The following is a 23770-nucleotide window of genomic DNA, read 5'->3' as shown; positions in this document are numbered from 1 at the left end:
TTCGTAGACATGTATTTGCGGGAGACCAAGCGGCGGAACCGGGACGGGTCGGTGGTGTCGTACCTGGCGCTGGCGCACAACGAGCGCGATCCGGAGTCGGGAACGCCGCGGGCGCGGATCTTGTACAACCTCGGCCGGGCCGATCGGGTCGACCGGGCGGCGCTGGGACGGCTGGTCGACAGCGTCGGACGGTTCCTCGATCCCGAGGCGAGCCGGGCAGGCGAGGTCGAGGCGGCGGGGGTGCCGCCGGTGGTCGACGCGCGGCCGATGGGCACCAGCTGGGTTGCTGATCAGCTGTGGCAGCGGCTGGGGATCGGCGAGGCGATCACCGAAGCGGTCGCCGGCGGCCGCGTGAACGCGGCGGCGGTCGAGCGGGTGATCTTCGCGATGGTGGCCAACCGGCTGTCGGCCGAGCCGCTGTCCAAGCGTGCGGGGACCCGCTGGGTGGCCGAGCGGGTGTTCATCGACGGGCTCGAGGCCATGAGCGACGACGACTGCTACCGGGCGATGGACCGGTTCGGCGACGTGGTCGGCGAGGTGCAGCGGCGGGTGTTCTTCAGCGTCGCCAACCTGCTCAACCTCGAGGTCGACCTGCTGTTCTTCGATTCGACGTCGACGTATTGGGAGACCGAGACCGGCGACGCGCCCGCCGACGGCGACGACCTCGCCGGTCTGGCCGACGACGAGGACGGCGACGGGGATGTGGCGGCCGAGGCGGTCGAGGCCGCGGTGCGCACCTGGGGCCGGTCCAAGGACCACCGCCCGGATCTGCCGCAGGTCGTCATCGGCATGGCGGTCACCCGGGAGGGCATCCCGGTCAGGCTGTGGACCTTCCCCGGCGACACCTCCGATCAGAAGCTCATCCGCCGCGTCAAGGACGATCTGCGCGACTGGCAGCTGGGCCGGGTCATCTGGGTGCTCGACCGCGGGTTCACCAGCGAGCAGAACCGCCGGTATCTCCAGCGCGCCGGCGGCGGCTACATCATGGGCGAGAAGCTGCGCGGCGCCTCGAGCGAGGCCGCCGCCGCGCTTGGCCGCCAGGGCCGGTATCGCACGGTGGCGGGCAACCTGCGCGTCAAGGAAGTCAGAGTCGATGACGGCGCCGGCCGCGACCGGTTCGTCGTCTGCCACAACCCCGAGGCCGCCGAGCGCGACGCCGCCGTCCGCGCGGCGATCGTCGCCCGCCTCGAAGACGCAATCGCCGACAGCGACGGCCTCTCGGCTGCCGAGCGCGCCGAGCTCGCCGGCGCGTTGAAGACCAAGCCCGGCTACAACCGGTTCCTGCGCACTACGCCCAACGGCTACCTGCGCCTCGACCGCGCCGCGGTGCGCCGCGACGCCCACTACGACGGCAAGTACCTGCTACGCACCAGCGACGAGTCGCTGACCGCCGGCGACATCGCCGAGGGCTACAAGGCCCTGTACGCCGCCGAGCGCGGCTGGCGCGACCTCAAGACCGGCATCGACCTGCGCCCGGTCTTCCACCACAAGCCCCAGCGCATCGAAGCACACGTCCAGCTGTGCTGGCTGGCGCTGCTGCTCATCCGCGTCGCCGAGCACGCCACCGGCGACACCTGGCGCAACCTGCGAGCCGAGCTCGACCGGCTGCACCTGGTCACCATGGCCACCAACGACGGCCACATGGCCCAACGCGGCGAGCTCACCCCCGGACAGCGCGACATCCTCACCGCCCTCGAACTGCCCACCCCGCCGCGCATCTTCGACTTCACCCCCGCCGACAGCGCCCCGTAACCAAAGCACCACAGCCGGTGGGACTGTAGTAACACGACCCCATCAGGCCGTCACGCCCAAAACCGCAGGTCAAACCCTTAATCCCGACCTCCTGTATGACCACGAGCTGCGGAAGTCAGGTCAGGGGGCACCGGGGGCACCGGGGGCACCAACTACATTGACGGCCGGAGGGTGAACCCCGCCTCCACCGAACGACGTGGCGGCAGGACCGCTCAACACCCGCGGTTTCGGGCCAAGGAGATCACGCGCGGCTGTCGCGCGCGGCCGGGGCGAGGCCGCTCAGGTCGATCGGTGGGGCCTCGGCGGCGACTCGGCGCAGTTGCTCGGCCTCGTCGGCACTGAGCTCGAGGGCGGTCGCCTGCACACTGCTGTCGACATGCTCGGGGACCTGCGCGCCCATGATGGGCACCACCCCGGCGGGATGTGCGAGCACCCACGCGATCGCCAGCTGGGGCAGCGTGCAATCGCGTTCAGCGGCGAACTCCTTCAGACGGTCGGCGACCGCCACGCGCTGGCGGTACTCCTCGCCCTGGAAGAGCGAGACGTGCGCTCGCCAATCATCTTGAGCGAACTCCTGTTCGGCGCTGAGCGTGCCGGTCAGGAACCCCTGCGCGAGCGCGGCATAGCCCATGGCCCCGAGCCCGTGGCGTTGGCAGTACGGCAGTACGTCGTCCTCAACGTCGCGCCAGAACAGGTTGTAGGGCACTTGGGCGACGGTCAGCGAGCCGCCGGACCGGTAGGCGTCCATCTGCGATGTGTCGAAGTTCGACACGCCCGCGTGACGAATCAGTCCCTCGGCGATCAACTCGTCGAGCGTGCCGGCCACCTCGTCGAACGGCACGAGCGGGTCGGGCCAGTGGATGAAGTACACGTCGACGTAGTCGGTCCCCAGCCGACCCAAGCTCTCCTGAAGCGTCCAGCGCAGGAACTCGGGCTCGGAGTTGCGCACGAACGACAGGCCCTCACCGGTCTGTTCGAGCCCGCCCTTGGTCACGAGCACCACTTCGTCGCGGTGTGTTCGGATCAGATCGCCCAGGCCCTGCGCCAGTGCTGACTCGGCCTGGCCGGCGCCATAGGCGTAGGCGGTGTCGTAGAAGGTGATGCCCTGCTCGAAGGCGCGGCCGACAGCGCGGATCGCAGGCCCGTAGTCCGGTCCCCACGCCCCACTCATCTCCCAGGTACCCAGGCAGATGGACGAGACCTGCAGGTCGGTGGTGCCGAGAGTGCGATACTCCATGGCTGCTTCCTCTCATGAGGTGCACGCCGTCGGTGCACACGAGTTCGATGCAGGCGGAGCAGCCCTCAAGAGGTCCACAGGCTAACCACGTCCACGGGCTCGTCAATGGCCCCGCGATGAAGCGCCACCTGGCCGCGCCCCAAGCAACGATCACGGACGTGCCTCGAGCACCATGAACGACGGCGTCTCGGTGGCGCGGCGCAGCCGGGTGAACCCCGCCTCGGCGACGACGCGTCGCAGCGCGGGCTCGCCCGCCTGCGCGCCCAGCGCGGCCTCGCCGGCGCCCTGCGCGATCGCGCTCGGGGTGCACACCATCGTCGACACCGAGTAGAAGGTCCGGTCGCGCACGTGCTCGATCGGGTGCTCGTGGGCGATGGGCTCGGTGAACATCCACGTCCCATCGGGCGCGAGCGACTCACGGATGCGGCGGGCGGCGCCGACGGGCTCGCCGAGCTCGTGCAGCGCGTTGAACACGCAGACGAGGTCGAAGCCGTCACCGTCGAAGTCGTCCGCGCCCGCGACCTCGAAAGCCAAGCGGTCGGCGACGCCGGCGTCGGCCGCGGCGGCGCGCGCGGCCTCGATCGAGCCGGCGTGGCTGTCGTAGCCGACGAACGTCGACGCGGGGTAGGCGTCGGCGAGCAGTCGCAGCGCCGCGCCGTGCCCGCAGCCGACGTCGGCGACCCGCGCGCCGGCGGCGAGCTTGTCGGCGACCCCGTCGAGCGCGGGGATCCAGCTGTCGAGCAGGTTGCCGCGGTAGACCGGCTCGAAGAACCGCCGCGTCCCCTCGAACAAGTGCGCGTGGTGGCCGTCCCAGCCGACGCCACCGCGCCCGGTGAACGCGGCCTCGACGACCTCGGTGTCCTTGTGCGCCGAGTTGATCACGAGGCCGGCGCCGGCGACGAACGTCGGGCTCGACGGATCGGCGAGGCAGGCGGCCTGCTCGGCGGTCAGCCAGTAGGTCCCCTGCGTCGGGTCGTGCGCGGCGTAGCCGCTGGCGACCTGCGCGCCGAGCCACTCGCGCACCAGCCGCGGGTCGCATTCGGTGGCATCCGCGAGCGCCTCGGCGGTCTGCGGCCCGCCATCGGCGAGCGAGCGGTACAGCCCGAGCCGGTCGCCGATGAGCACCGTCGCGGCGTGCAAGCTGGCGGCCTGGTCGGCGGCGAACCGCTCGAGGAAGGCCTGGAGCCGGTCGGGATCGATGTCCGGGGCCGGCTCCACGTCCGGGCCCGGCTCGGCGTGCGAGGCCGGGTCAACGTCCGCGGCCGGGTCGACGTGTGTCCTCGGCGCGAGGTTGGCGTCGGTGCCCATCGGTGTGTCCTCTCTCGCATCGGTCGGTGTCGCGGAAGCCCGTGCCCGAGCGCGGGCCACTTCGAGCTCTACGGGACGATGTTCTGGTTGCGGCGGAACAGGTTCGTCGGGTCGTAGGCGCGCTTCGCCTCGACGAGCCGCGCGTGGTTCGCGCCGTAGGTCGCACGGACCCGGTCGGCGCCTTCGTCCATCGAGAAGTTGACGTAGCCGCCGTCGGCGGTGTGCGGACGCAGCGCGTGCCAATAGTCGCGCGCCCACGTGGTCAACGCGGGCGAGGACGCCGGGTCGGGGTCGATGCCGGCGATCACCATCGACCACGTCACGTCGCGGGCGGGCCATGCGGTCGCGTCGGGCGCGACACGGCGGACGGCCCCGTCGATCGGGTAAAGGTGCATCAGCGAGAGCTCGCTCGGCGTCTGCGCGGCGTGCTCCAGATGGATGTCGATCGCCGCATCGGGCAGGTCCGCGACGAACGCGCCCTTCCAGTACCACTGCAGGCCCGCCGGCAGCAGGGGGTCGAACATCGTCTGCAGCGCCGGATACGGCATCGTGGTGACGCCGTCGAGGATCGGCGGTGGCAGCTCGGCACGCAGCGGTGCCAGCACTTCCTCGCCCTCTTCGGCCGGCCCGTCGTAGCAGGTCACCAGCACGCAGACCTGCCGTCCCCACAGCTCGGGCGGGAACGGCGGGGTCGACGGCATGGTCTTGAGGCCCAGGAAGGGCGACAGCCGCTCCGGCGCGGTGGGCAGGAAGTCGCGGTAGGCGGCCATCACCTCGCGAGCGTCGGCGGCCTCCCAGAAGATCGGACCCGCGTGGACCGTGTCGACCGGGTGCGCGCGGAACCGGAAGCTCGTGACGATCCCGAAGTTGCCTCCGCCGCCGCGCAGCGCCCAGAACAGGTCGGGGTGCTCGGTCTCGCTCGCGGTGACGAACCGCCCGTCGGCGAGCACGACGTCGGCAGCGAGGAGGCTGTCGATGGTGAGGCCGTGCTGGCGCGACAGGTAGCCGTGCCCGCCGCCGAGCGTCAGCCCCGCGACACCGGTGGTCGACACGATGCCGGCCGGCACCGCGAGCCCGAACGGGTGGGTGGCGTGGTCGAGGTCGCCCTGGGTGCAGCCGGGCTCGACCTGCACGGTGCGGCGCCCGGGATCGACGCGGATGCCCCGCAACGCGGACAGGTCGATCACGAGGCCGTCGTCGCAGCTCGCGAACCCGGCGCCGTTGTGGCCTCCTCCGCGCACGGCGACCATCAGGTCGGCCTCGCGGGCGTAGGTGACCGCGGCGATGACGTCGGCGACGTTCGCGCAGCGGGCGATCAGCGCCGGCCGCGAGTCGATCATCCCGTTGTAGATCGCGCGGGCGTCGTCATAGCGCGGGTCGGCGGGGGTGATGACGTCCCCGCGCAGGCGCTCGGCGATGTCGGGGGTCAGCGTGCCGGTCATGGCGGTCCTCCCGGTCGACGGTCCCGCCGCGGGTGCGGCAGGTGCGAGGACCGTACGAACCGGGGAGTCGCGGCCGCATCGGACAGGCTGTGCAACCTGTGCGAGAGCCGATGGGTCGTTCTGCCCACGCCGGCGTCCCTTCGAGGGCGCGAGGTCGACCGACCTGGCGTGGACCTATGCCAAGCGCAGCTGTTCGTTCGCCGTGCTCATCGCGACTCCCCCGCGTCGTCAGTGCCGAAGTGCTCCGAGGTTGCTGGAGGGTTCGACCCCGCCGACGCGGTGTCAGCCTTCGACGTCCCCGCGACCCCCCAATGGGTCGGGGGCACCTCCGTGACGAGCACACGAACCTGCTCCGGCGCGACGCCAAGGCTCCCGGTGACCGCCCGAGTGACCTCAGCGATCAGCTCCTGGACACGTTCGGGCGGCCTGCCCTCGAGAATCTTCATCTCAACGATCGGCATCGGCGGGACCTCCGATTCGTAGGGGTGCGAAGCTCGTGAACTCGACCGTCACCTGGGGTCTCAGCCAGGGCCTGGGCCGGGTGACTCTGCACGGCGGCTCCGGTCGCGGTCCCGCCATCGCCTAACCCCCATGGCTCGGCGCTATGGCATCAGAGCGCTGCTCCAGGAACGCTGCCGCGAACGCCACCATCCGCTCGACCGCGGTCTCGACAATGTCCTGGCCCGCCTCGCGACTTGCCTGGGTGGCGTCCCCGAACACGCCGTTGCGGGTCCGCTCGGCGAACGACTTGGGAACCTGCATCGGGTGGGGCAGGTAGTTGTCCTCGTGGGGGATGTAGTCCTCGATGAGGTCGCCGGGCTCAAGCGCGCCCTCGTTCACCAACTCGGGCGTGAGGTACATGGCGACGCTGGTCTCGACCTCGCAGGCGTGGCCGTACCGGAACGTGCGCCGGTGTCGCTCGACGGCGTCCTTGGCCTGCGCGAAGTACAGGGAGCTGGCCGCCCGGAGGCCGCGCTCGAAGTGGATGCGGGTGGTGAGCACTCCGAGGACGTTCTGGTTGCCCATGTGCCCGTTGATGAACAGGAAGTGGCCGAAGCCGTGGGCGGCGAGACTGTCGACCACGTCGAGCAGGACGGCCTGGAAGGCCTCCGCGCCGATCGTGATGGTCCCCGGGAACGCCATGTGGTGCGCGGACAGCCCGAACGGCAGGGGCGGCGCGACGTAGGCGCGGCCGTCCATGCGGCCGGCGACGAGGTGGGCGAGCTCCTGGGCGATGCGGTAGTCGACCGCCATGCCGAGGTTCGGCCCGTGCTGCTCGGTGGCTCCCACGGGGATCAGGGCCAGTCGTGGTCCGTCGAACGCGCCGGCGAGCTCGGGGCTCGTGATGGTTCCGAGGTCGTGGGTCATCGCTGGTCCCTTTCAGGGGAGGGCAGGTGGCGGCTCCTGCGAGCGGCCACTCAGCCGCGCGCGTCGTGGGCGACGATGAGCTCGACCTCGACCGGCGCGTCCCGCGGCAGCTCCGCCACGCCCACGGCCGACCGCGCATGTCGGCCCGCCTCGCCGAACACTTCGACGAAGAGGTCGCTGGCGGCATCGAGGACCTTCGGCTGCTGGTGGAAGTCCGGGCCGCTCGCGACATAGCCCGTCACACGGACAATGCGCGTGATGCGGTCGATCCCACCCAGGGCGGCCGCGGTGACTGCGAGGCCCTGCAGCGCGCAGATCCCCGCGGCGCGCCCGGCGGTCTCCACGTCGACGTCCTCGCCGACGCGCCCGGTGATCCTGACGACCCCGTCCTCCTTCGGGAGCTGCCCGCTCACGTAGGCGAGGTCCCCGTGGCGCGCCACCGGGTCGTAATTGAACGCCGGCTCGGCCGGCTCGGGCAGTTCCACTCCCAGCTCTCGAAGCCGGTCCGTGACGGACGTCATGTCGGGCTCCTCTCCCACGTCGACGCTCGGTCGTTCGCGACCATCCCAGCGCGTCTCCCTGCCGTCATTCGGGATCGCGGACCCGGAGTTCAGCAACGACGTCCTCGTCGACGCAGACCCCGAGGCCGGGGCCGCTCGGGATCGCGACGACGCCGTCGCTCGCGATGATCGGGTCCGTGAGCAGCCGCCACCGAAGCTCGTTCGGCGAGCGGTCGAGCTCCAGCCAGAGCGGCTCGCCGGCGATCTCGGTGTGGGGACTGTTCGGGATCGCCGCGAGAAGTTGCAGCGACGCCGCCTGCCCGATCGCACCGCCCCAGACATGGGGGGAGACCCGCAGGTTCCACGCCTGGGCGAGGTCCACGATCGTCCGGGCCTCGCCGATGCCGCCGCACTTGATGAGATCCGGCTGGACGATGTCGACGAGCTGGTCGGCGACCAAGGGTCGGAAGTCGACGCGGGTGTAGGCCGCCTCCCCGGCAGCGATCGGGATGCCGCAGCGACGAACGCGCGCGTAGCCGGCGTGGTCGTGGGGCGGCACCGGCTCCTCCGCCCAGTCGATGTCGAGATCGCGCAATCCGTCGAGCACTCGGCAAGCGGTATCGGCGGTGTAGTTGCTGTTGAAGTCGACCATAAGATGGCCCCGCTCGCCCAGCTTCTCGCGGGCGATCTCCGCGCGGCGCCGGTCTCGGTCGCGTCCCAGCCCGACCTTGATCTTGGCCGCCGAGAAGCCCTCTCCGACGGCTTCCTGCAATGCGGCACTGAACGCGCCCTCGTCGTCCACGAACTCGGTGACGAACCCGGTCGAGGCGTAGGCGGGTACCTCGGAGCGTACGCGCCCGCCGAGCAGCTCGGAGACCGACAGCCCGAGGTACCGGCCCCACGCGTCCCACATCGCGGTCTCGACTCCGCTGAGGGCGCAGACATGCAATCCGCCGTGGCTGCGGTGGTACCCCACCTGGAGCGCGGTGTGCACCACCGGGCTCACGTGGTTGACCGGCGCACCAACGACGAGCGGTGCGAGGTCGTCGACGAGCGCGCATACGGCGGCGGGCGGGCCGAACGCCTCGCCCCACCCGACGACGCCGTCGTCGGTCTCCAGGCGGACGAGCGTGCCCTCGCGGGCCGACACCCTCCCGCGCGCGCTGCCGTAACTCTGCTCGGGCGGTAGCGCGTGTCGCAGGGGGATCGCCTCGACCCGGCCGACCGTCGGTACGGACTGCCCTTCCATGACCGTCATCTGGCACGCTCCGTTCCAAGAAGATCACTCAGCGATGCTGCGGGCGTGAGCACGTCGCTGTCGACGACGACGTCGACGAGCGCCGGCCGGCCGGAGCGTCGGGCCTGCCACAGGGCGTCCTCGAGCTCGGCCCGCTCGTTGACCTGCCACGCGGTCGCGCCGTAGCCGCGAGCGACCGCGGCGAGGTCCACCTGCCCGATGCCCACAGCAGCGGTCCTTCCGAGCTTGCGCCCTTGGTGCAGCGCGATCGTGCCGTAGAGGCCGTTGCGGAACACGACCACGGTGATCGGCAACTCGTAGCGCACCGCGGTCTCGAGCTCCTGACCGGTCATGAGGAAACCGCCGTCCCCGGCCAGCGCGACGACCTCGCCCTCTGGGCGGGCGAGCTGCGCACCGATGGCGGCGGGCACGCCGTAGCCCATCGCGCCGCTCGTCGGCCCCACCTGGGTTCCGGGCTCGGCGAACCGCCAGTAGCGATGGGCGAAGACCGAGAAGTTGCCCGCGTCGTTCGTCACGATCGTCGTTGGGGGGAACACGCGCCCGAGCGCGGCCATCACCTCGGCGGGGTGGATCGGGCCGTCGGACGGCTCCGACGGGGTGCTCGCCGCGAGGAAGGCCTCGTGGCCGCGCTCGAGGGAAGAGGTCCGCGTCCCGCGCGACGCGCTCGATTCGGGAGCGTGCGCGAGCAAGGCACGCAGCGCCGCCTCGGCGTCCGCCACCGCCCCGATCGCGACTGGGCGGACCGCCCCGACGACGGACGGATCGATGTCGATCTGCACGACCGTCTGCCCAGAGGTGGGGAGCGTATAGGCCTGCGTGGTGACCTCGCTCAGCCTCGACCCGACGACGAGCACGACATCGGCCTCGTGGAGGGTCGCCAGGGTCTCCGCGGGCGCGCCCAGGGTCAGATGCCCGAGGTAGTTGGGGTGCTCGTTGGGGAAGACGTCCTGGCGCCGGAAGGCGGCGTACACCCCCACCCCGAACGCCTCGGCGAACGCCACCAGAGCCTCCCGCGCCCCACCCGCCCCGCCACCGGCGATGAGCACCGGCGACGACGCCGGGCCGAGCAGATCGGCGACGGCCCGCGCGGTCGCAGCGTCGAGGGTCGGCCGCGAAGCCTGCTCAACGCCCGGCCGCCAGCCGTCCGCGACCGGAGGGTCGCTGTCGAGGACGTCCTCGGGGAGTGCGAGCATCGTCGGGCCGGGGCGCCCCGAGATCGCCGTGAGCACCGCGCGGGCGATCTGCTCGGGCAGGCGCTCGGATTGCTCGACGGTCCACGCACCCTTGGTGACCTCCCCGTAGTAGGTGGGCAAGTCGATCTCCTGGAAGGCCTCGCGACCGAGCGCCTGAGTGCTCACCTGCCCGAGCAGTACCACCATCGGGGTGGAGTCCTGCCGCGCGGTGTGCACGGCGATCGACAGGTTCGACGCACCCACGCCCCTCGTCGCAAGCACGACCGCGGGCGCCCCGGTCACCTTCGCCTCGGCCTCGGCCATGAACCCGGCGCCCGACTCGTGGCGCGTGGAGAGCACCTGCACCGCGGGGTGAGCGTCCAGGGCGTCCAGCAACGGCAGGAAACTCTCCCCGGGCACCGTATAGGCGCGCCGCACCCCCGCAGCGACCAGCTGCGCCACCGCCGCGTCAATCGCTGCCGTCATGCCAGGCTCCTTCACCACGTCGCACCGGTCGGTCGAGCGGCATTCAGTCGCCCGCGATCAAGCTGGCCGCGGCCGCCTCGACGTCGCTGCGCTTCGGCGCGAACCCCAGACCCTGCCGCGCCCGCGAGTCGTCGATGAGCGGCAGCGCACCTGTCCCGCCGTGCTCCGCGGGGCGCACGGACACCTCTCGCGCCCCGAACCCGTCCGCGACCCGCTGGGCGAGCTCGAGCACGCTGCCGGTGTGCCCGACGACGTGGTAGGCGCCGGCGGGCTCGCCGACGGCCGACACCGCACCGAACGCGGTTGCGGCGTCGTCGACGTGGACCCAATCGGCTTCGTCGGCGGGGAGCTCCACCTCGAACGACTCCCCGGCCCGCGCGGCCTCGACCACGCGCATCAGGTCCGCCAGCGCACCCCCGTACCACCGCTCACCGCCGTACACCAGCGGCAGGCGCACGGCCGTGAACCGCGTCGGCGAGCCGGCGAGCACGGTGCGCGCCAGATGCTCCGCCGAGGCCTTCGTCGCTCCGTAGACGGTCGTCGGCCGCAGGCACGCTGCCTCGGTGACCCGTGCATCGTCGTAGTCCTCAGCGGGCCCGTACACCGTCGTCGAGGACCCGTAGACGAACCGGGCAACCCCCGACTCGCGCGCGGCGTGCGCGAGGTGTGCGGTAGCGGCGACGTTGACGTCCGCGGCCATCACCGGGTCGGTGCGCGCGCTCGCGAGCAACCCCGCCGCGCCGACCGCCGCAGCGGCGAGGTGCACGACGGTGTCGAACCGCTCGGTGCGGAGCAGTTCGGCGACCGCCGCGCGTTCGGTGAGGTCGACCTGCTCGATCCCGGCCTCGCCGTGCGCGTCGATCGCGACGACGTCACGGCCCGCCGCGCGTTCGGCACGCGTGACCGTGCGACCCAAATAGCCGCTCGCGCCGGTCACGAGCACACGCTCCTCGCTCATCGATCCATCCTCACATCGCTTCGGCGGCCCTCGTCCAATTCGACGCCAGGCCCTCTACGCGCCCTCCAGCTCGAACAGACGCAGAAAGTCGCCCACCAGGACCTCGTGCCGCTCCACCGGCGTGAGATCCGAGGCCCTGATCTCCAGCAGGGGCGAGGGCGAGTCGTAGGTGGGCGGGCTCATGTACAGATCCGATCCGTAGATCACCCGATGCGCACCGAGCTCGCGGACGAAGCTGCGGATGAGCCGCCCGACCGGGAACGCGCCCGCCGTCTCGAACAGCACGTTGTCGTACCGGTGACCGAGCGACAACAGGTACCGCGACTGGGTGAACGCCATGAGGCTGTCGAGCGCCACGAAGGTGACGCCGGGGAAGCGCTCCAGCCACTTCTCGAGCGTCCACGGCGCCTCCATCGTCGACTCGGGGAACACGTGCAGGAACACCGGCCACCCGAACGCCTCCGCGGTCCGCAGCAGCGGGTCCATTCGCTCGTCGCTCATGTACACGTTCTGGAAGCGGTGGTGCCACACGACCCCGGCCATGCCGAGCTCGTCACGCATCCGCCGCATCTCGGCCACGCTCTCGTCCTCCCCCATCAAGGGGTCGACGGTACCCAGCGCGATCGGGAACTGTTCGGCCCCGCCGAGGCGCTGGTACTGCGCGACCCGGTCGTTGGCCCGGCTCACCGATCGGGGCCCCTCGCGGCGCTCGAAGTGGAACGCCGGCATCAGCGCCGCGGCGTCCACCGCGTAGCGCTCCATGAGCGCCAGACGCGCCTCGAGGTCGCGCTCCATGGTCCACGGCGCGCCGTCCGCACTCGCGCCCACGTCGAGCGTGCCGACGTGGTGATGGATGTCCACGCACTCCCACATCAGGGGGCCCCCGTGGTGTGCGCGCCCGCGGGATCGTCGACGGTCGCCCCCGCGACGTCCCTGCGCACGCACGCGACGTACTGGTCGGGGCCCACCCGGCGCAACTCAGGCACGGCTTCGGCACACTCAGCGATCGCGTACGGGCAGCGGGTGCGGAACACGCACCCGCTGGGGGGTGACGTGGGCGAGGGGATCTCGCCCTCCATCGACAGCGGCTCGCCCTCGAACGTCGGTGCGGAGGAGAGCAGGCCCCGTGTGTACGGGTGCCGCGGGTCCCGGTAGATCGCGTCGGCGCCGGCGACCTCCATGGGACGCCCGAGGTACATGACCACGACCCGATCGGCGACTACCTCGACGACCGACAGGTCGTGGCTGATGAACAGGGTGGTGAGGTTGCGCTCCTCCTTGATGTCCTCGATGAGGTTGAGGATCTCGGCCTGGATCGAGACGTCGAGCGCCGACACGGCCTCGTCGGCGACCACGAGCGAGGGCTTGACCGAGAGCGCCCGCGCGATGGCCACACGTTGCTTCTGCCCGCCCGACAGCGCGCTCGGGTAGCGCTTCGCGAACGCCGGGTCGAGCCCCACGAGCCGGAACAGCTCCTCGACGTAGTCGTCGACCTGCTCCTCGGGCACGATGCGGTGTACCCGCACCGCCTCCTCGATCGCGGCCCCGAGGGTCATCCGCGGGTTCAGGCTCGAGTGCGGGTCCTGGAAGATCATCTGCAGCTCGGAGCGGTACCGGCGCAACTCCTGGGGACCCAGCGCGGTGAGGTCGGTGCCCTCGTACCACACCGTCCCCTCGGTCGGCTCCAACAGCCGCAGGGCGACGCGCCCGAGCGTCGACTTGCCTGAGCCCGACTCGCCCACGACGCCCAGGCACTCCCCGCGCCGCACGGACAGATCGACGCCCTCCACGGCGTGGACGAACCGGGGCGGGCTCCAGGGCGCGCCCCGGGACACGCGAAACCGTTTGGTCACCCCGTCGAGGCGCAGGACTTCCTCGCTCACGAGATCTCCTCGGCTCGGATGCAGCGCGCCGAGCGCCCCGCCTCGACCGCTCGCAGCGCGACCGGCGCCTCGGAGCACGCGGGCACGGCGTAATCACAGCGGGCCGCGAACCGGCACCCGGCGAACTCCCCGGCGAGGTTCGGCGGCTTCCCCGGGATCGTGTTGAGACGCTCGCCCGACGGCCCGTACGGGATGCACCCCGCGAGCGCGATCGTGTACGGGTGGCGCGGGCGCGCGAATACCTCGGCGGCGGCGCCGGCCTCCACCACCTGGCCGGCATACATGACGCAGACCCGGTCGGCGATGCGGGACACGAGCGCGAGGTCGTGGGTGATGAAGACCACCCCCATGCCGCGCTCGGCGGCGAGGTCCTGCAGCAACCGAACGATCTGCGCCTGGACGGTCACGTCGAGCGCGGTCGTCGGTTCGTCGGCGATCAGCAGCCGGGGACGGCCGGCGAGGGCCATCGCGATCATCGCGCGCTGTCGCATCCCGCCGGACAGCTGGTGGGGGAACACCCGCATGAGCCGCTCGACCTCGCCGAGCCCGACGCTGCGCAGCAGATCCCGGGCGACCTCGCGCGCCTCGTGTCGCGAGGCCGAGCGGTGCTCGCGGATCCCCTCGACGATCTGGTTGCCGATCGTGAACACGGGGTTGAGGCTCGTCATCGGGTCCTGGAAGATCATGCCGATCTCGCCGCCCCGCACGTGCCGGACGACGCGATCGGAGGCAGCGAGCAGGTCGACCTCCTCGCCGGAGCGGGTGCGGAGCGTGACCCGGCCCTCCTGGTGGGCGATGATCCGGCGATTGATGAGCCGCATGAGGCTCATGCCGGTCGCCGTCTTGCCGGATCCGGACTCACCGACGATCGCGACGATCTCACCGGGGTGGACCTCGAGGGAGACGCCGTCCACCGCGCGGACCACCGATTCCCCCTGCTGGAAGTGGGTGCGCAGCCCCTCGGCCCGCAGCACCGGACCGTCGCCCGCCACCTCGCCGGAGGAGCGCTCGCCTCGCACGTCCGTCACGGGGCCTCCCCTCCTCGTGGGCTCGCTCGGGACGTCCACCGGGCCACTACGCATCGTCCACGCTCGCCTGGGCCGCGCGCCCAAGCAGGATCATCCCGAGCGCGGAGACGAGGATCGCCAGCCCGGGGAAGGCGGACATCCACGGGGCCGCGAGCAGGAAGTTCTGGCTCTGCTCGAGGATGTTGCCCCAGTCGGGGGTCGGGGGCTGCACGCCGAGGCCGAGGAAGCTGAGCGCAGCCTGGATCTGCAGCGCGAGCGGGAAGACGACCATGAGTTGAGCGAGCAGCAGCGGGACGACGTTGCGGGCGATGTGGCGGGACAGGATTCGGAAGCGCGAGTACCCGAGCGCGTAGGCCGCCTCCGCGTACACCTTGGTCGACTCGCTCATCGTCCCCGAGCGGCCGATTCGGAAGAACGTCGGGAAGTAGATGACGCTCATCGCGAGCACAAGGTTCTGCGTGCCCGCCCCCAGGATCCCCGTGAGGATCAGCCCGAGGATCAGCGGCGGGAAGCTCAGGATCACGTCGACCCCGCGACCGAACAGCATGTCGGTGGACCGCCCGAGGTAGCCGGCGACGATCCCGCTCGTGCCTCCGAGCACGCCGGCGAACGCCAGGGACGCGAGCAGGATCCCCAGCGTCACCCGCGTGCCGTAGATCACGCGCGCGTAGATGTCGCGGCCAACGTCGTCAGTCCCGAACCAGTGCTCGCCCGACGGCGGCGACAGGCGCTCGGCGGGGTTGACCACGTTCGGGTCGGCGTTGGTGAACAGCCACGGCGCCGCAACGATCGCGAGCAGCAGGGCGAGGATCAGCAAGCCGAGCGCCAGACCCGGCTGACGGCGCAGCCGCTTGCCGAGCCGGCGCCACGACCCGCTCCGCCGGGCATCGCCCGGCCGGGTGCGGTCGTCGACGTGCTGAACGGTGTCGGTCACGACGCAACCGTCCTCAGACGCGGGTCGATGACGCGGTAGAGCAGATCGATGATCAGGTTCACCGTCAGCGTCACAAGCACGACGACCAGAAGCCCGCCCTGCAGCAGCGGGTAGTCGCGCGACGTGATCGCGCCGAGCAGCAGACGGCCGAAGCCGGGCAGCGTGAAGATCGACTCGATCACCACCGCCCCGCCCAGGATCTGCACGACGAGCAGCCCCATGAACGTGATCAGCTGGACCAGGATGTTGCGGAGGATGTGCTTGAACAGGATCTTCCGCTCGGGCAGCCCCTTCGCCCTGGCGGTGATGACGTATTGCTCGCGGGTGGCGGAGACCACGGCCTGGCGCACGAACTGCGCGTACGCCGCCGCCTGCAGGACCCCGAGGCTGAGGACCGGCAGCACCATCATCTGCAGGTTCGCGCCGAGGGAGACCGTCGGCGGCTGGTAGGACAGCGGCGGCGACCAGCCCAGGACCGCCGACACGCCGATCAGCAGCATGATGCCGAGCCAGAAGATCGGCGTCGCGAGCCCCAGAACGGTCAGGCTCTGCAGGATCGAGTCGAGCCGGCCGCCCTCGCGCATCCCGGCGACGAGGCCGACCGGCACCCCGAGCACGACGGCGAGCAGCAGGGTCAGCAGGGTCAGCTGCAGGGTGACGAGCAGGGCGTTGCCGATGAGTTGGCCGACCGGCTGGCCGGAGACCCAGGCAGTGCCGAGGTCCCCCTGAAGCGCGCTGAGCAGCCACTCCCCGTACTGCACGTACAGGGGCTCGTCCAGCCCGAAGAAGGACCGCAATGCGCGCTCCACGTCAGGGTCTGACGTCTGCCCGAGCATCTGCTGCACGACGTCGCCGGGAACCGCGCGCATGAGCACGAACACGACGATCGTCGCGAGCACCGCGGTCACGACGGACGCGACCAGGCGCTTGCCGAGCATTCTCGCCATGGGGACCTCGGCCCTCTCGCCGACTCGACCTCTTGGCTCCGGTTCGGCCGCCTACTCGTCCACGTAGGCGGTCGCGAGCCCGAAGTACCACCCGCTGGGATGGTGGACGTAGTTCGCCAGCCGGTCGTGCGTCGCGATCGCCGCCTGCGGGCTGTACAGCGGGATGGTCGGGGCGGACTCGGCCATGACCGACTGGAACTCGTGATAGATCTCCACGCGCTCCTCCTGGTCGGACGTGGCGATCCCGTCCGCCAGCAGTTGCGAGGCCTCGTCATGGTCCCAGAGCCGGAAGTCGGCGCCCTGGGGCTCCTGGCTGAAGTGACGGAAGTACAAGAGGCTCGGGTCCGGCTGGGTGCCCCAGTCGTTGAGGGTGAAGCCCGCCGCCTGGTTGTTCCAGGCGTCGATCCACGTCCCCAGGTCGACGGTCTCGGTGGAGACGTCGATCCCGACCTCGGCGAGTTGCTGAGTGATAACCACGGCCGCGGCGTCCATCCAGTCGAAGTCCTGGATTGTCCGCAGGTCGATCTCGAAGCCGTCCTCGTAGCCCGCCTCGGCCAGCAGCTCCTCGGCGGTCTCGAGATCCTGCCCCTGGTACGGGACCTCGTCGAGCGGCAGGCCCCATGTCTCCTGCATCCCCCCGACGATCATGCCGATCTCCTGGTGCAGCTCCGGAGCAGCCGCCTGGGCGACCTCCTCCTTGTCGAGCGCAGCGGCGATGGCCTGCCGGACCGGCTCCTCGTCGAGGGGTTCGACGTTGGCGACGAGGTCGATCGCCTTCTGATTGAGCGAGGGGAAGGTCGCGACCTCGAGGCCCGGGGTGCCCTCGAGCTGCTCGATGTCGGTGATCTGCGGCAGCTCGCCGAGGTCGATGCGAGCGTTCTCGAGCGCGACGACCATCGCGCTCGCATCGGGGATGAACTCGAACACGAGCTCGTCGATGTAGGGGCCGTCGCCCCAGTAGCCTTCGTGGCGGCTCAGCGAGATCGATTCGTTCGGGCTGAAGTCCTCGAGCTGGTACGGCCCGGTGCCGACGCTCGCCGTGTTGAAGTCCTGCTCGGCGGTCTCGCTGTCGAAGTAGTCCTCGGGCACGACGGCACCGAACTTGTTGGTCAGCGTCATCAGCAGCGCCGAGTTCGGCTCCGACAACTCCATCACGACGGTGTGCTCGTCGGGCGCCTCGATCGTGTCGATCGCGGCGAAGTCCTGGGCGCCGGGCGACCCGTTGTCGGGGTCGCGAATGTAGTCGTAGCTGTACTGGACGTCCGCGGAGGTCATGGGCGAGCCGTCGTGGAACTCGACCCCCTCGCGCAGTTCGAACGTGTAGGTGAGCTCGTCGTCCGAGATCTCGACGTCCTCGGCCAGCAGCGGCACGGGCACGCCATGGGAACTCTCGTACATCAGCCCCTGGTACATGAGCACCGAGTATTCCGACCGAGCGTCCGCGCCCTCGTGGAAGGGATCGAGCGACGGGGGCTCGTTGAGCGCACCCACCGTTACCGTCCCGCCCTCCTGCGGGTCCTCCGGCGGCGGGCCGTACAGATCGCTCTCGCCCGCCGACGCACCCTCCTCGACGGGGACCTCCTCGTCCCCGTCCGGCTCGGCGTCGTCAGTGTCGGCGTCGTCAGTTTCAGCGTCGTCAGTGTCGGCGTCGTCAGTGTCGGGCCCCTCCCCCGCGGCCTCGTCGGCGTCGGGTTCCCCCTCCGCTGCCGTGTCGGGGTCCTCAACCGGGCTGCACGCCGCGATCGCGAGCAGCACTGCGAGCACGATGGCAAGTCGCGTCGGATACCGTCTCATCCCACATCCTTTGCGCCAGCTGTGCGCGGTCCTTCGTTCGTGTGCCGAAGATCCCGCCTCGATGGGTGCTCCGTCACGCTCCTCGAGCGCGGCCGTGCCCCAGCTCGGGCTGTCGGGAGCAGTGCCGCCGCCTCCTTTCACCTCCGGGAGCTAGGTCTGCGGAGCGGGCTGCCCGGCGCGCGGGCCGGTGGTGGACTCCTCCCCCGCCGCGATCTCGGCCTCCAAGCGGCCGAACACGTCGGCGATATGGGTGTCCACCTCCGCCGCCGCGGCCTCGGCGTCCCCCGACACGAGCGCCTTCAGCAGGCGCTGGTGCTCGACGTTGGCGTGCTGGCCGTGACCGCCGGACTCGCCCTCGTAGAACCGCGCGATCTGCACGTGCACGTGCAGGGAGTCGAAGGCCTGGACGAGGAACGGATTGCCGGACGCTTCGACGACACCCTGGTGGAACGCCTGGTCAGCGGCGTTGAAGGCCATGACGTCCAGGACGGGGGCATCCACGAGCTTCTCCATCCGCGTGACGAGCTCGCCGAGACGCTCCAGCGCCGCCTCGTCGCGCACCTCCGCGGCCCGCGACGCGGCCGCCCGCTCGACCACGAGCCGGGCCTGCAGCAGCTGGACGAGCTCCTGGCGACCCAGCACTGGCGAGACCGAGAAGCCCCGGTACGCGGCCCCGGCGACGAGATGCTCGGCCGCGAGACGGTTGAGAGCCTCGCGCACCGGCGTCGCGCTCACGTCGAACTCCTCGGCGATCTTGCCGACCTGCAGCCGCGTGTCCGGTGGGAGGGTGAGCTCGAGGATGCGCGTCTTCAGGACCTCGTAGACGCGATCGGTCAAAGCGGACCTGTCCGGACGAGCCCCATCCCGCGATTCCATGGATCATATATTATGGATGGATCTAGGGCAGTCAAGGGTCAGATTGAAGGGCGCCTGCCGGGGCGGCCCTACACCAACGTCGCGGTGATGCCGACGCTGGCGGCGATCGCGGCGACGATGCCCAGCGTCATCACCCACGTCTGCCGCGCGACCACCACGTGCAGGGCCCCCACGCTCTCGTGGACCGCGCCGATCCGTTCGATCAACTCGCCGCGCTGCTCAGCGACCGAACCCCGCAACTCGCCGAACTCGCCGCGCTGCTCAGCGACCGAACCCCGCAACTCGCCGAACTCGCCGCGCAACTCGCCGAACTCGCCGCGCAGCTGGACGAACTCGCCGCGCAGCTGGGCGAGCTCGCCGCGTAGCTCAGCGATGTCGGCCTTGGTGGCCAGATCGGGCCACCGATAGGGAGGCAACTGACTCATCAGGGTCTCCGCAGCTTGCTCTCCGAGCTGCTCCACGAGCACCTGCCGAAGGTGCTCGCGTCCGATTTCGTCCATGCTCCCTCCCGATCGCTGGCACCGCAAGGGAGCGAGCGAGGCTCGGAATCCCGCGCCCGCCGGCCTCACGGTGACGGCGGCACGAGGTCGTGGGAGAACGCGTAGGCGGCGGCCTCGGTGCGGGAGGCCACCCCGAGCTTGGTGAAGATGTTCGACAGGTGCCGGGCGACGGTCTTCTCGCTGATGACCAGCTCGGCGGCGACCTCGCGATTGCTGCGTCCGGCGGCCACGCACGCGAGGACCTCGATCTCGCGGGAGGTCAGCCCGTCCGCGCGCGGCTCGTGCGGCTGCGGCGCGCAGCGGGCGAGGTCCGGACCGGCACCGAGCTGCTCGAACGTCGCGGCGGCGACGGCGCGCTCGCGGGCGGCCGCGTCGGCGTCGCCGAGCGCGTCGTAGGCGCTGGCGAGCAGCACCCGCGCGCACGCTTCGGTGTGGGCGGCCCCGAGGTCGCGCCAGCCCTGGCAGGCGTCGCGCAAGAGCGGCAGCGCCTGCTCGTGACCCTGCGCGGCCAGGGTCAGCGTGCCGCGGGCGTGCACCGCCATGACCCGCAGCCCGGTGGTGCCGTAGGCGGTCGCGGTGTCGGCGAGCTCGTCGCAGAGCTCCGCCGCGGCGGGCAGCTCGTCGGCGGCGACGGCGATCTCCACGCCCGCCGCGCACAGCCGCGCGCGGCCGAGCGGATCGCCGGCCCTCGCGATCAGCGCCGCACGGATCGCCGACCACGCCACGCCCGCGCGACCCTGCGCCAGCCGCAGGAGCGCGAGGCCGGGCTGGGGGTCGCGGCCGAGGCGGTGCGCCTGCGCGTACGCGTCCTCGGCGCCGGCGACGTCGCCGCGCAGCCGGCGGATCTCGCCGACCTGGTAGTGCCCCTCGGCGGCACTGGCGGGCTGGATGCCCGCGAGCTCCTCGCCGACGCGGATGGCCTCGCCCTCCGCGCGGTCCCACGCGCCGGTGAGCTGATGCACCTGCGACCGGTGCACCCGGCAGATCCCGGTGAACAGCAAGGCCACCGGCAGCTGCTCGAGCCACCGGGTCGTCGCCTCGGTCCACCGGACCGCGCGGCCGATGTCGGCGATCTCGTACGCGGCCGACATCAGGTGGCAGTAGACGTTGCCGGCCCACTTGGGGTCGAGATGTTCGGTGCGCACGGCGAGCATCGCCTCGTCGAGCAGGCCGAGCCCCTCCTCGACCCGGGCGGCCTTCACCAGCGCCCGGCCCTCCCCCATCGTCGCGACCGCGACGAGGCTGTCGTCGCCGTGGCGATGACCGAGCGCCTGGATGCGCCGCGCGGCCGCCGCGATCGCCTCCGCGTCGGCCTCGCCCCCGGGGCGGATGCCGCCCAGCGGGCCCTCGACCTCGAGCAGGAACGCGACGTACCCGTGCACGGGGCACTCGGGCGCGTCGCGCAGCAGGCGCTGCACGCGGCTGAACCACGCCGAGCCCGCGGCCTCGTCGCCGCGCAGGAAGTGGTTGACCGCGATGTCGAGCGCCGCCGACGCGGCCGCCGCGGTGTCGCCGTCGTCCAGGAACCCCTCGTGCGAGCCCTGGTAGGCCGCGAGCGCCTCGTCGACCCGCCCCATCCACCAGCAGGCGTCCGCGAGCGCGTAGAGGTCCTCGGCCGACAGCACGACGCCGCGCTCGCGGGCCGACTCGAAAGCCTGCCGAGCCGCCGGCCAGTCGCGCGCCGACAGCGACCCGCGCGCCGTATCGAGCAGGCCGTGCGCGTCCGCGCCCATCGCCGAACCGCCTTCTCGCCCCAGCAGGGCCGGCAACGAGGTTGCCGGGAGCCGACCATACTCAACGCGCCGGCAACCTCGCGCCCCCCGCGACCCCAACCGCGCGGCCGGCTGGTCAAAACGGGGTGGGGTTCCGCGGAGAGGCCGAACCAGCTACTCCTGGGAGAGGCCGAACCAGCTACTCCTGGATGATCAGACCGTCGGCCACGGCTCGGAGCGGCTGACCGGTGAGCAGTTCGTCGTCGACCACCATGGTGGTGGAGCCCCCGCCGTCGAGGTTGACGGCGTTCTCGGCGCCGAACGAGCGCGCCACGCGCGCGGCCTCCCAGACGCTCGCGCCGACGCTGTCGCCGGCTTGACGGCCGTCGATCGTGATGAACAGCAGCTCGTCGTCCTCGGTCACGCCGCCGATCGTGCGGGGATGGCGGCTCACGCTCCACGCGTGGAAGAACGAGGCCGAGGACGCGAACCCGTCGGCTCGAGCTCGGATGTCGCTCTGGCCGTCCGTGACCAGGCGTGGGCCGGCGTTGACGACGCCGGTGACGTCGTCGGCCAAGGGCTCGCCGTCGGGGGTGCCGACGTGGTGCTCGACCTCCACCTCGTCGCCCGCGGTGACCTGATCGTCGAGCCACGTCGCGGCCTCGCCGACTCCCACCAGCACGGAGCCGTTCTGCGGGATGGGGCCGCCGCGCTCGCGGACGTCGATGGCCGCACCGTCGACGATCACGACCTCCACCCCGTCGGTCGGTGGGGTCTCGGCCGCGGGTGCGGTGTCATCGCCGAAGGCAGCGGTGAGGTGCACCAGCTCGTCGTCGATGGGCTTGCGGTTGAGACCCGCGATCGCTCGCGTCTCGTCGTCGACCGTGACCGACAGGTCGGTGCCGAGCGCGTCGATCGCAGCTGGGGAGTCCGCGTCGGGTGACAGGAGGAGGCTGCTGCGGTGGTCGACGAACTCCGTGTTCGGGCTCACCTGCTCCTGGCCGGTGACCAGCTCGCCGTCGACCATCGTGATGCCCGCGAGCTGACCATCGACGCCATCGTCGCCAGCGACCCAGAAGAACCCGGCGTTGACCGCCGCCAGCGCGTCATGCTCCTCGGCCATCTCGGGGATCGTGGCCAGCCCGGGGATCTCCCCCTGGGCCAGCACCGGCTCGACCGTCCCGTCGAACTCCTCGGGGTCGATCGTCAGGACGTTGACGCTCCACGGCCCCGTCGTCGCGAACCCGGACTCGCCGGTGTAGACGACCGACCCGCTGTACCCGTCGGCGACGAGCTCGTCGAGCAGTCGCTGCGCGTCCTCGTCTCGATCCGCATTGCCGGTGCGCACCACCCACCCCAGGGGACGGTCGCTGTCAGGATCGTCGGGCACCGACCGATCGATGCTGTCCACCCGCGCGCGGTAGCCGTCGTCGCGGAGATCAGCGCGCAGCTGACGCGCTTGCGCGTGGTCCTCGGTGAAGGCGAGCTGCACGGTGTACACACCGCTGGCCTCCCCACGTTCGATCTGCGTGTGCGTCACGCCCTCGGCAATGGTCTCGACCTCCCGTTCCTCCGGAAGGCGTGGCGAACCGAGGGGGAGCTCGTCGCCGTAGGGCTGGAGCTTGCCCGGGGTGTCCGGCTGCAGCGGCGGGGGCGCCTCGGTGAGCCAAGGGCCTGCCGCGCCACTCTCACCTCTGTCAGCACCGAGCGCGGGCAGTGAGGCCAGGGTCAAGCACAGCACGAGAATCAACACGGTCGTCGACTGCCGCAGTCCCATGAGAGCTCCCTCCGACGGTGGCGGCATCAGAGTTGATGCAGGTGGCCTAGACCACGGTGGCGCAACGTAGTCTCAAGACTCCTCTGGGTCAATTGCCGAAGCGGAGCGCGCTTCGAGCCGAATGCGAGCACCGCTCGAGGACGAGCCGTCGATCCTCACGCGGGCGTGGTCGTCGGTCGAGCACACACCTTCGGCCCCCGACCACCCTCGCGGCGGCCCTCCCTACCAGTAAGATGGCGGTTACGTTAGGTAGTGGATCCCCTCAGCCCTTTGGGGATCGTCGAGAAGAAGGAGTACGCATGAGGCGCACGCTCACACTGGCCCTGGCCGCTGCGATGACCTTGGGCATGATGGCCGCGCCGGCCCTGGCCCAAGGCAACGGCAACGGCAACGGGAATCAAGGCGGCGGCCAGCCCGACATCACCGAGCGCGGCAACAGCCTCGCCTCGCAGGCGGAGCCGGTCGAGCTGGAGCCGGGCGACATCAGCGCTGGAACGCTGGAGGACGGCACCGAGTTCATCACGGTCGACCACCAGATCGTGGCCGACCATGGCGAGTACGACACGCTGGTGCAGCGCGAGCCCACTCGTTACAAGGGCAACGAGGTCGACCACGACCCCGGGCAGTTCAACGCGGCATGGGTGGGCATCGCTGGCCCCCAGGGACCGGAGATCGCCCACAAGGGTCAGATGACCTGGTACTACGACACCGAGGACAACGGCTGGGTCTCGCTCACCTTCCAGTTCAACGGCAAGGGCGAACTCCTCCACGTCAACGGGGTCTCTCCCCAGGAGTAGGGTCCAGGAGCCGCGGAAGGGGACGTGGGTTGCGGGTCGTC

21 protein-coding genes are annotated in these 23770 nt (G+C 71.2%); 2 read left to right on the top strand and 19 right to left on the bottom strand.

Annotation, left to right across the window (positions count from 1 at the left end):
* Positions 1-9: 9 nt before the first annotated feature.
* Positions 10-1752 carry an IS1634 family transposase gene (locus ER308_RS15385; RefSeq protein ID WP_131155807.1) on the top strand — a complete coding sequence of 581 codons (1743 nt, stop codon included), beginning with the start codon at positions 10-12 and terminating at the stop codon, positions 1750-1752.
* Between the two features lie 241 nt (positions 1753-1993).
* Here the strand turns inward: ER308_RS15385 and ER308_RS15380 are convergent, their stop codons facing one another.
* From ER308_RS15380 to ER308_RS15290, 19 genes are all read right to left on the bottom strand, one after another.
* Positions 1994-2989: an aldo/keto reductase gene (locus ER308_RS15380; protein ID WP_131155806.1), complete on the bottom strand. Its 996-nt coding sequence runs from the start codon at positions 2987-2989 to the stop codon at positions 1994-1996.
* A 150-nt stretch (positions 2990-3139) separates the two neighbouring features.
* Complete coding sequence (locus ER308_RS15375; protein WP_131155805.1) at positions 3140-4297, bottom strand: class I SAM-dependent methyltransferase; 1158 nt, start codon at positions 4295-4297, stop codon at positions 3140-3142.
* Positions 4298-4365: 68 nt separating this feature from the next.
* Complete coding sequence (locus tag ER308_RS15370) at positions 4366-5739, bottom strand: FAD-binding oxidoreductase (protein WP_131155804.1); 1374 nt, start codon at positions 5737-5739, stop codon at positions 4366-4368.
* A gap of 206 nt (positions 5740-5945) precedes the next feature.
* The gene (locus ER308_RS15365) at positions 5946-6200 is read right to left on the bottom strand and encodes a 4-oxalocrotonate tautomerase (RefSeq protein ID WP_131155803.1); all 255 of its coding nucleotides are present in this window, start codon (positions 6198-6200) and stop codon (positions 5946-5948) included.
* A 121-nt stretch (positions 6201-6321) separates the two neighbouring features.
* Entirely contained in the window at positions 6322-7107 is a 786-nt protein-coding gene (locus ER308_RS15360) for a creatininase family protein (protein ID WP_131155802.1), read from the bottom strand.
* 50 nt (positions 7108-7157) lie between these two features.
* A complete protein-coding gene (locus ER308_RS15355; RefSeq protein ID WP_131155801.1) occupies positions 7158-7628 on the bottom strand; it encodes a RidA family protein in 471 nt (156 codons plus the stop codon).
* A gap of 64 nt (positions 7629-7692) precedes the next feature.
* Positions 7693-8865, bottom strand: a complete 1173-nt coding sequence (locus ER308_RS15350) for a mandelate racemase/muconate lactonizing enzyme family protein (protein WP_131155800.1) — start codon at positions 8863-8865, stop codon at positions 7693-7695.
* Positions 8862-10523: a thiamine pyrophosphate-dependent enzyme gene (locus tag ER308_RS15345; protein WP_131155799.1), complete on the bottom strand. Its 1662-nt coding sequence runs from the start codon at positions 10521-10523 to the stop codon at positions 8862-8864. The genes ER308_RS15350 and ER308_RS15345 overlap by 4 nt, the downstream gene beginning before the upstream one ends.
* Before the next feature lie 43 nt (positions 10524-10566).
* A complete protein-coding gene (locus tag ER308_RS15340; protein ID WP_131155798.1) occupies positions 10567-11481 on the bottom strand; it encodes an NAD-dependent epimerase/dehydratase family protein in 915 nt (304 codons plus the stop codon).
* 54 nt (positions 11482-11535) lie between these two features.
* Positions 11536-12342, bottom strand: a complete 807-nt coding sequence (locus tag ER308_RS15335; protein WP_205745652.1) for an amidohydrolase family protein — start codon at positions 12340-12342, stop codon at positions 11536-11538.
* Positions 12343-12353: 11 nt separating this feature from the next.
* Positions 12354-13364: an ABC transporter ATP-binding protein gene (locus tag ER308_RS15330; protein WP_165492140.1), complete on the bottom strand. Its 1011-nt coding sequence runs from the start codon at positions 13362-13364 to the stop codon at positions 12354-12356.
* Positions 13361-14392 (bottom strand): ABC transporter ATP-binding protein, encoded by a 1032-nt coding sequence (locus ER308_RS15325; protein ID WP_205745651.1) that lies wholly within the window; start codon positions 14390-14392, stop codon positions 13361-13363. Before ER308_RS15325 ends, ER308_RS15330 begins: the two co-directional genes overlap by 4 nt.
* A gap of 46 nt (positions 14393-14438) precedes the next feature.
* A complete protein-coding gene (locus tag ER308_RS15320; protein WP_131155794.1) occupies positions 14439-15326 on the bottom strand; it encodes an ABC transporter permease in 888 nt (295 codons plus the stop codon).
* On the bottom strand, positions 15323-16273 hold the full coding sequence (locus ER308_RS15315; RefSeq protein WP_131155793.1) for an ABC transporter permease: 951 nt from the start codon (positions 16271-16273) through the stop codon (positions 15323-15325). Before ER308_RS15315 ends, ER308_RS15320 begins: the two co-directional genes overlap by 4 nt.
* A gap of 51 nt (positions 16274-16324) precedes the next feature.
* Positions 16325-18067: an ABC transporter substrate-binding protein gene (locus ER308_RS15310; protein ID WP_131155792.1), complete on the bottom strand. Its 1743-nt coding sequence runs from the start codon at positions 18065-18067 to the stop codon at positions 16325-16327.
* A 150-nt stretch (positions 18068-18217) separates the two neighbouring features.
* Positions 18218-18904 carry a GntR family transcriptional regulator gene (locus ER308_RS15305; RefSeq protein WP_165492139.1) on the bottom strand — a complete coding sequence of 229 codons (687 nt, stop codon included), beginning with the start codon at positions 18902-18904 and terminating at the stop codon, positions 18218-18220.
* A gap of 107 nt (positions 18905-19011) precedes the next feature.
* A complete protein-coding gene (locus ER308_RS15300) occupies positions 19012-19443 on the bottom strand; it encodes a hypothetical protein (protein ID WP_131155790.1) in 432 nt (143 codons plus the stop codon).
* A gap of 65 nt (positions 19444-19508) precedes the next feature.
* Positions 19509-21176: a helix-turn-helix transcriptional regulator gene (locus ER308_RS22855; RefSeq protein ID WP_131155789.1), complete on the bottom strand. Its 1668-nt coding sequence runs from the start codon at positions 21174-21176 to the stop codon at positions 19509-19511.
* A gap of 178 nt (positions 21177-21354) precedes the next feature.
* Positions 21355-22932 (bottom strand): phosphodiester glycosidase family protein, encoded by a 1578-nt coding sequence (locus ER308_RS15290; RefSeq protein ID WP_165492138.1) that lies wholly within the window; start codon positions 22930-22932, stop codon positions 21355-21357.
* Positions 22933-23231: 299 nt separating this feature from the next.
* On the opposite strand from ER308_RS15290, the gene ER308_RS15285 reads away from it, so the two are divergent.
* On the top strand, positions 23232-23729 hold the full coding sequence (locus tag ER308_RS15285; protein WP_131155787.1) for a hypothetical protein: 498 nt from the start codon (positions 23232-23234) through the stop codon (positions 23727-23729).
* The last annotated feature ends 41 nt before the right edge of the window (positions 23730-23770 follow it).

Source organism: Egibacter rhizosphaerae (assembly GCF_004322855.1).
GTDB classification, from domain to species: Bacteria; Actinomycetota; Nitriliruptoria; order Euzebyales; family Egibacteraceae; genus Egibacter; species Egibacter rhizosphaerae.
This window is presented reverse-complemented; position numbering and strand designations above follow the sequence as displayed.

Bases quoted from the DNA above. Each gene is read 5' to 3' on its own strand.
- ER308_RS15385 (WP_131155807.1), top strand. From the start codon at position 10: ATGTATTTGCGGGAGACCAAGCGGCGGAACCGGGACGGGTCGGTGGTG.
- ER308_RS15380 (WP_131155806.1), bottom strand. From the start codon at position 2,989: ATGGAGTATCGCACTCTCGGCACCACCGACCTGCAGGTCTCGTCCATC.
- ER308_RS15375 (WP_131155805.1), bottom strand. From the start codon at position 4,297: ATGGGCACCGACGCCAACCTCGCGCCGAGGACACACGTCGACCCGGCC.
- ER308_RS15370 (WP_131155804.1), bottom strand. From the start codon at position 5,739: ATGACCGGCACGCTGACCCCCGACATCGCCGAGCGCCTGCGCGGGGAC.
- ER308_RS15365 (WP_131155803.1), bottom strand. From the start codon at position 6,200: ATGCCGATCGTTGAGATGAAGATTCTCGAGGGCAGGCCGCCCGAACGT.
- ER308_RS15360 (WP_131155802.1), bottom strand. From the start codon at position 7,107: ATGACCCACGACCTCGGAACCATCACGAGCCCCGAGCTCGCCGGCGCG.
- ER308_RS15355 (WP_131155801.1), bottom strand. From the start codon at position 7,628: ATGACGTCCGTCACGGACCGGCTTCGAGAGCTGGGAGTGGAACTGCCC.
- ER308_RS15350 (WP_131155800.1), bottom strand. From the start codon at position 8,865: ATGACGGTCATGGAAGGGCAGTCCGTACCGACGGTCGGCCGGGTCGAG.
- ER308_RS15345 (WP_131155799.1), bottom strand. From the start codon at position 10,523: ATGACGGCAGCGATTGACGCGGCGGTGGCGCAGCTGGTCGCTGCGGGG.
- ER308_RS15340 (WP_131155798.1), bottom strand. From the start codon at position 11,481: ATGAGCGAGGAGCGTGTGCTCGTGACCGGCGCGAGCGGCTATTTGGGT.
- ER308_RS15315 (WP_131155793.1), bottom strand. From the start codon at position 16,273: ATGGCGAGAATGCTCGGCAAGCGCCTGGTCGCGTCCGTCGTGACCGCG.
- ER308_RS15310 (WP_131155792.1), bottom strand. From the start codon at position 18,067: ATGAGACGGTATCCGACGCGACTTGCCATCGTGCTCGCAGTGCTGCTC.
- ER308_RS15300 (WP_131155790.1), bottom strand. From the start codon at position 19,443: ATGGACGAAATCGGACGCGAGCACCTTCGGCAGGTGCTCGTGGAGCAG.
- ER308_RS22855 (WP_131155789.1), bottom strand. From the start codon at position 21,176: ATGGGCGCGGACGCGCACGGCCTGCTCGATACGGCGCGCGGGTCGCTG.
- ER308_RS15290 (WP_165492138.1), bottom strand. From the start codon at position 22,932: ATGGGACTGCGGCAGTCGACGACCGTGTTGATTCTCGTGCTGTGCTTG.
- ER308_RS15285 (WP_131155787.1), top strand. From the start codon at position 23,232: ATGAGGCGCACGCTCACACTGGCCCTGGCCGCTGCGATGACCTTGGGC.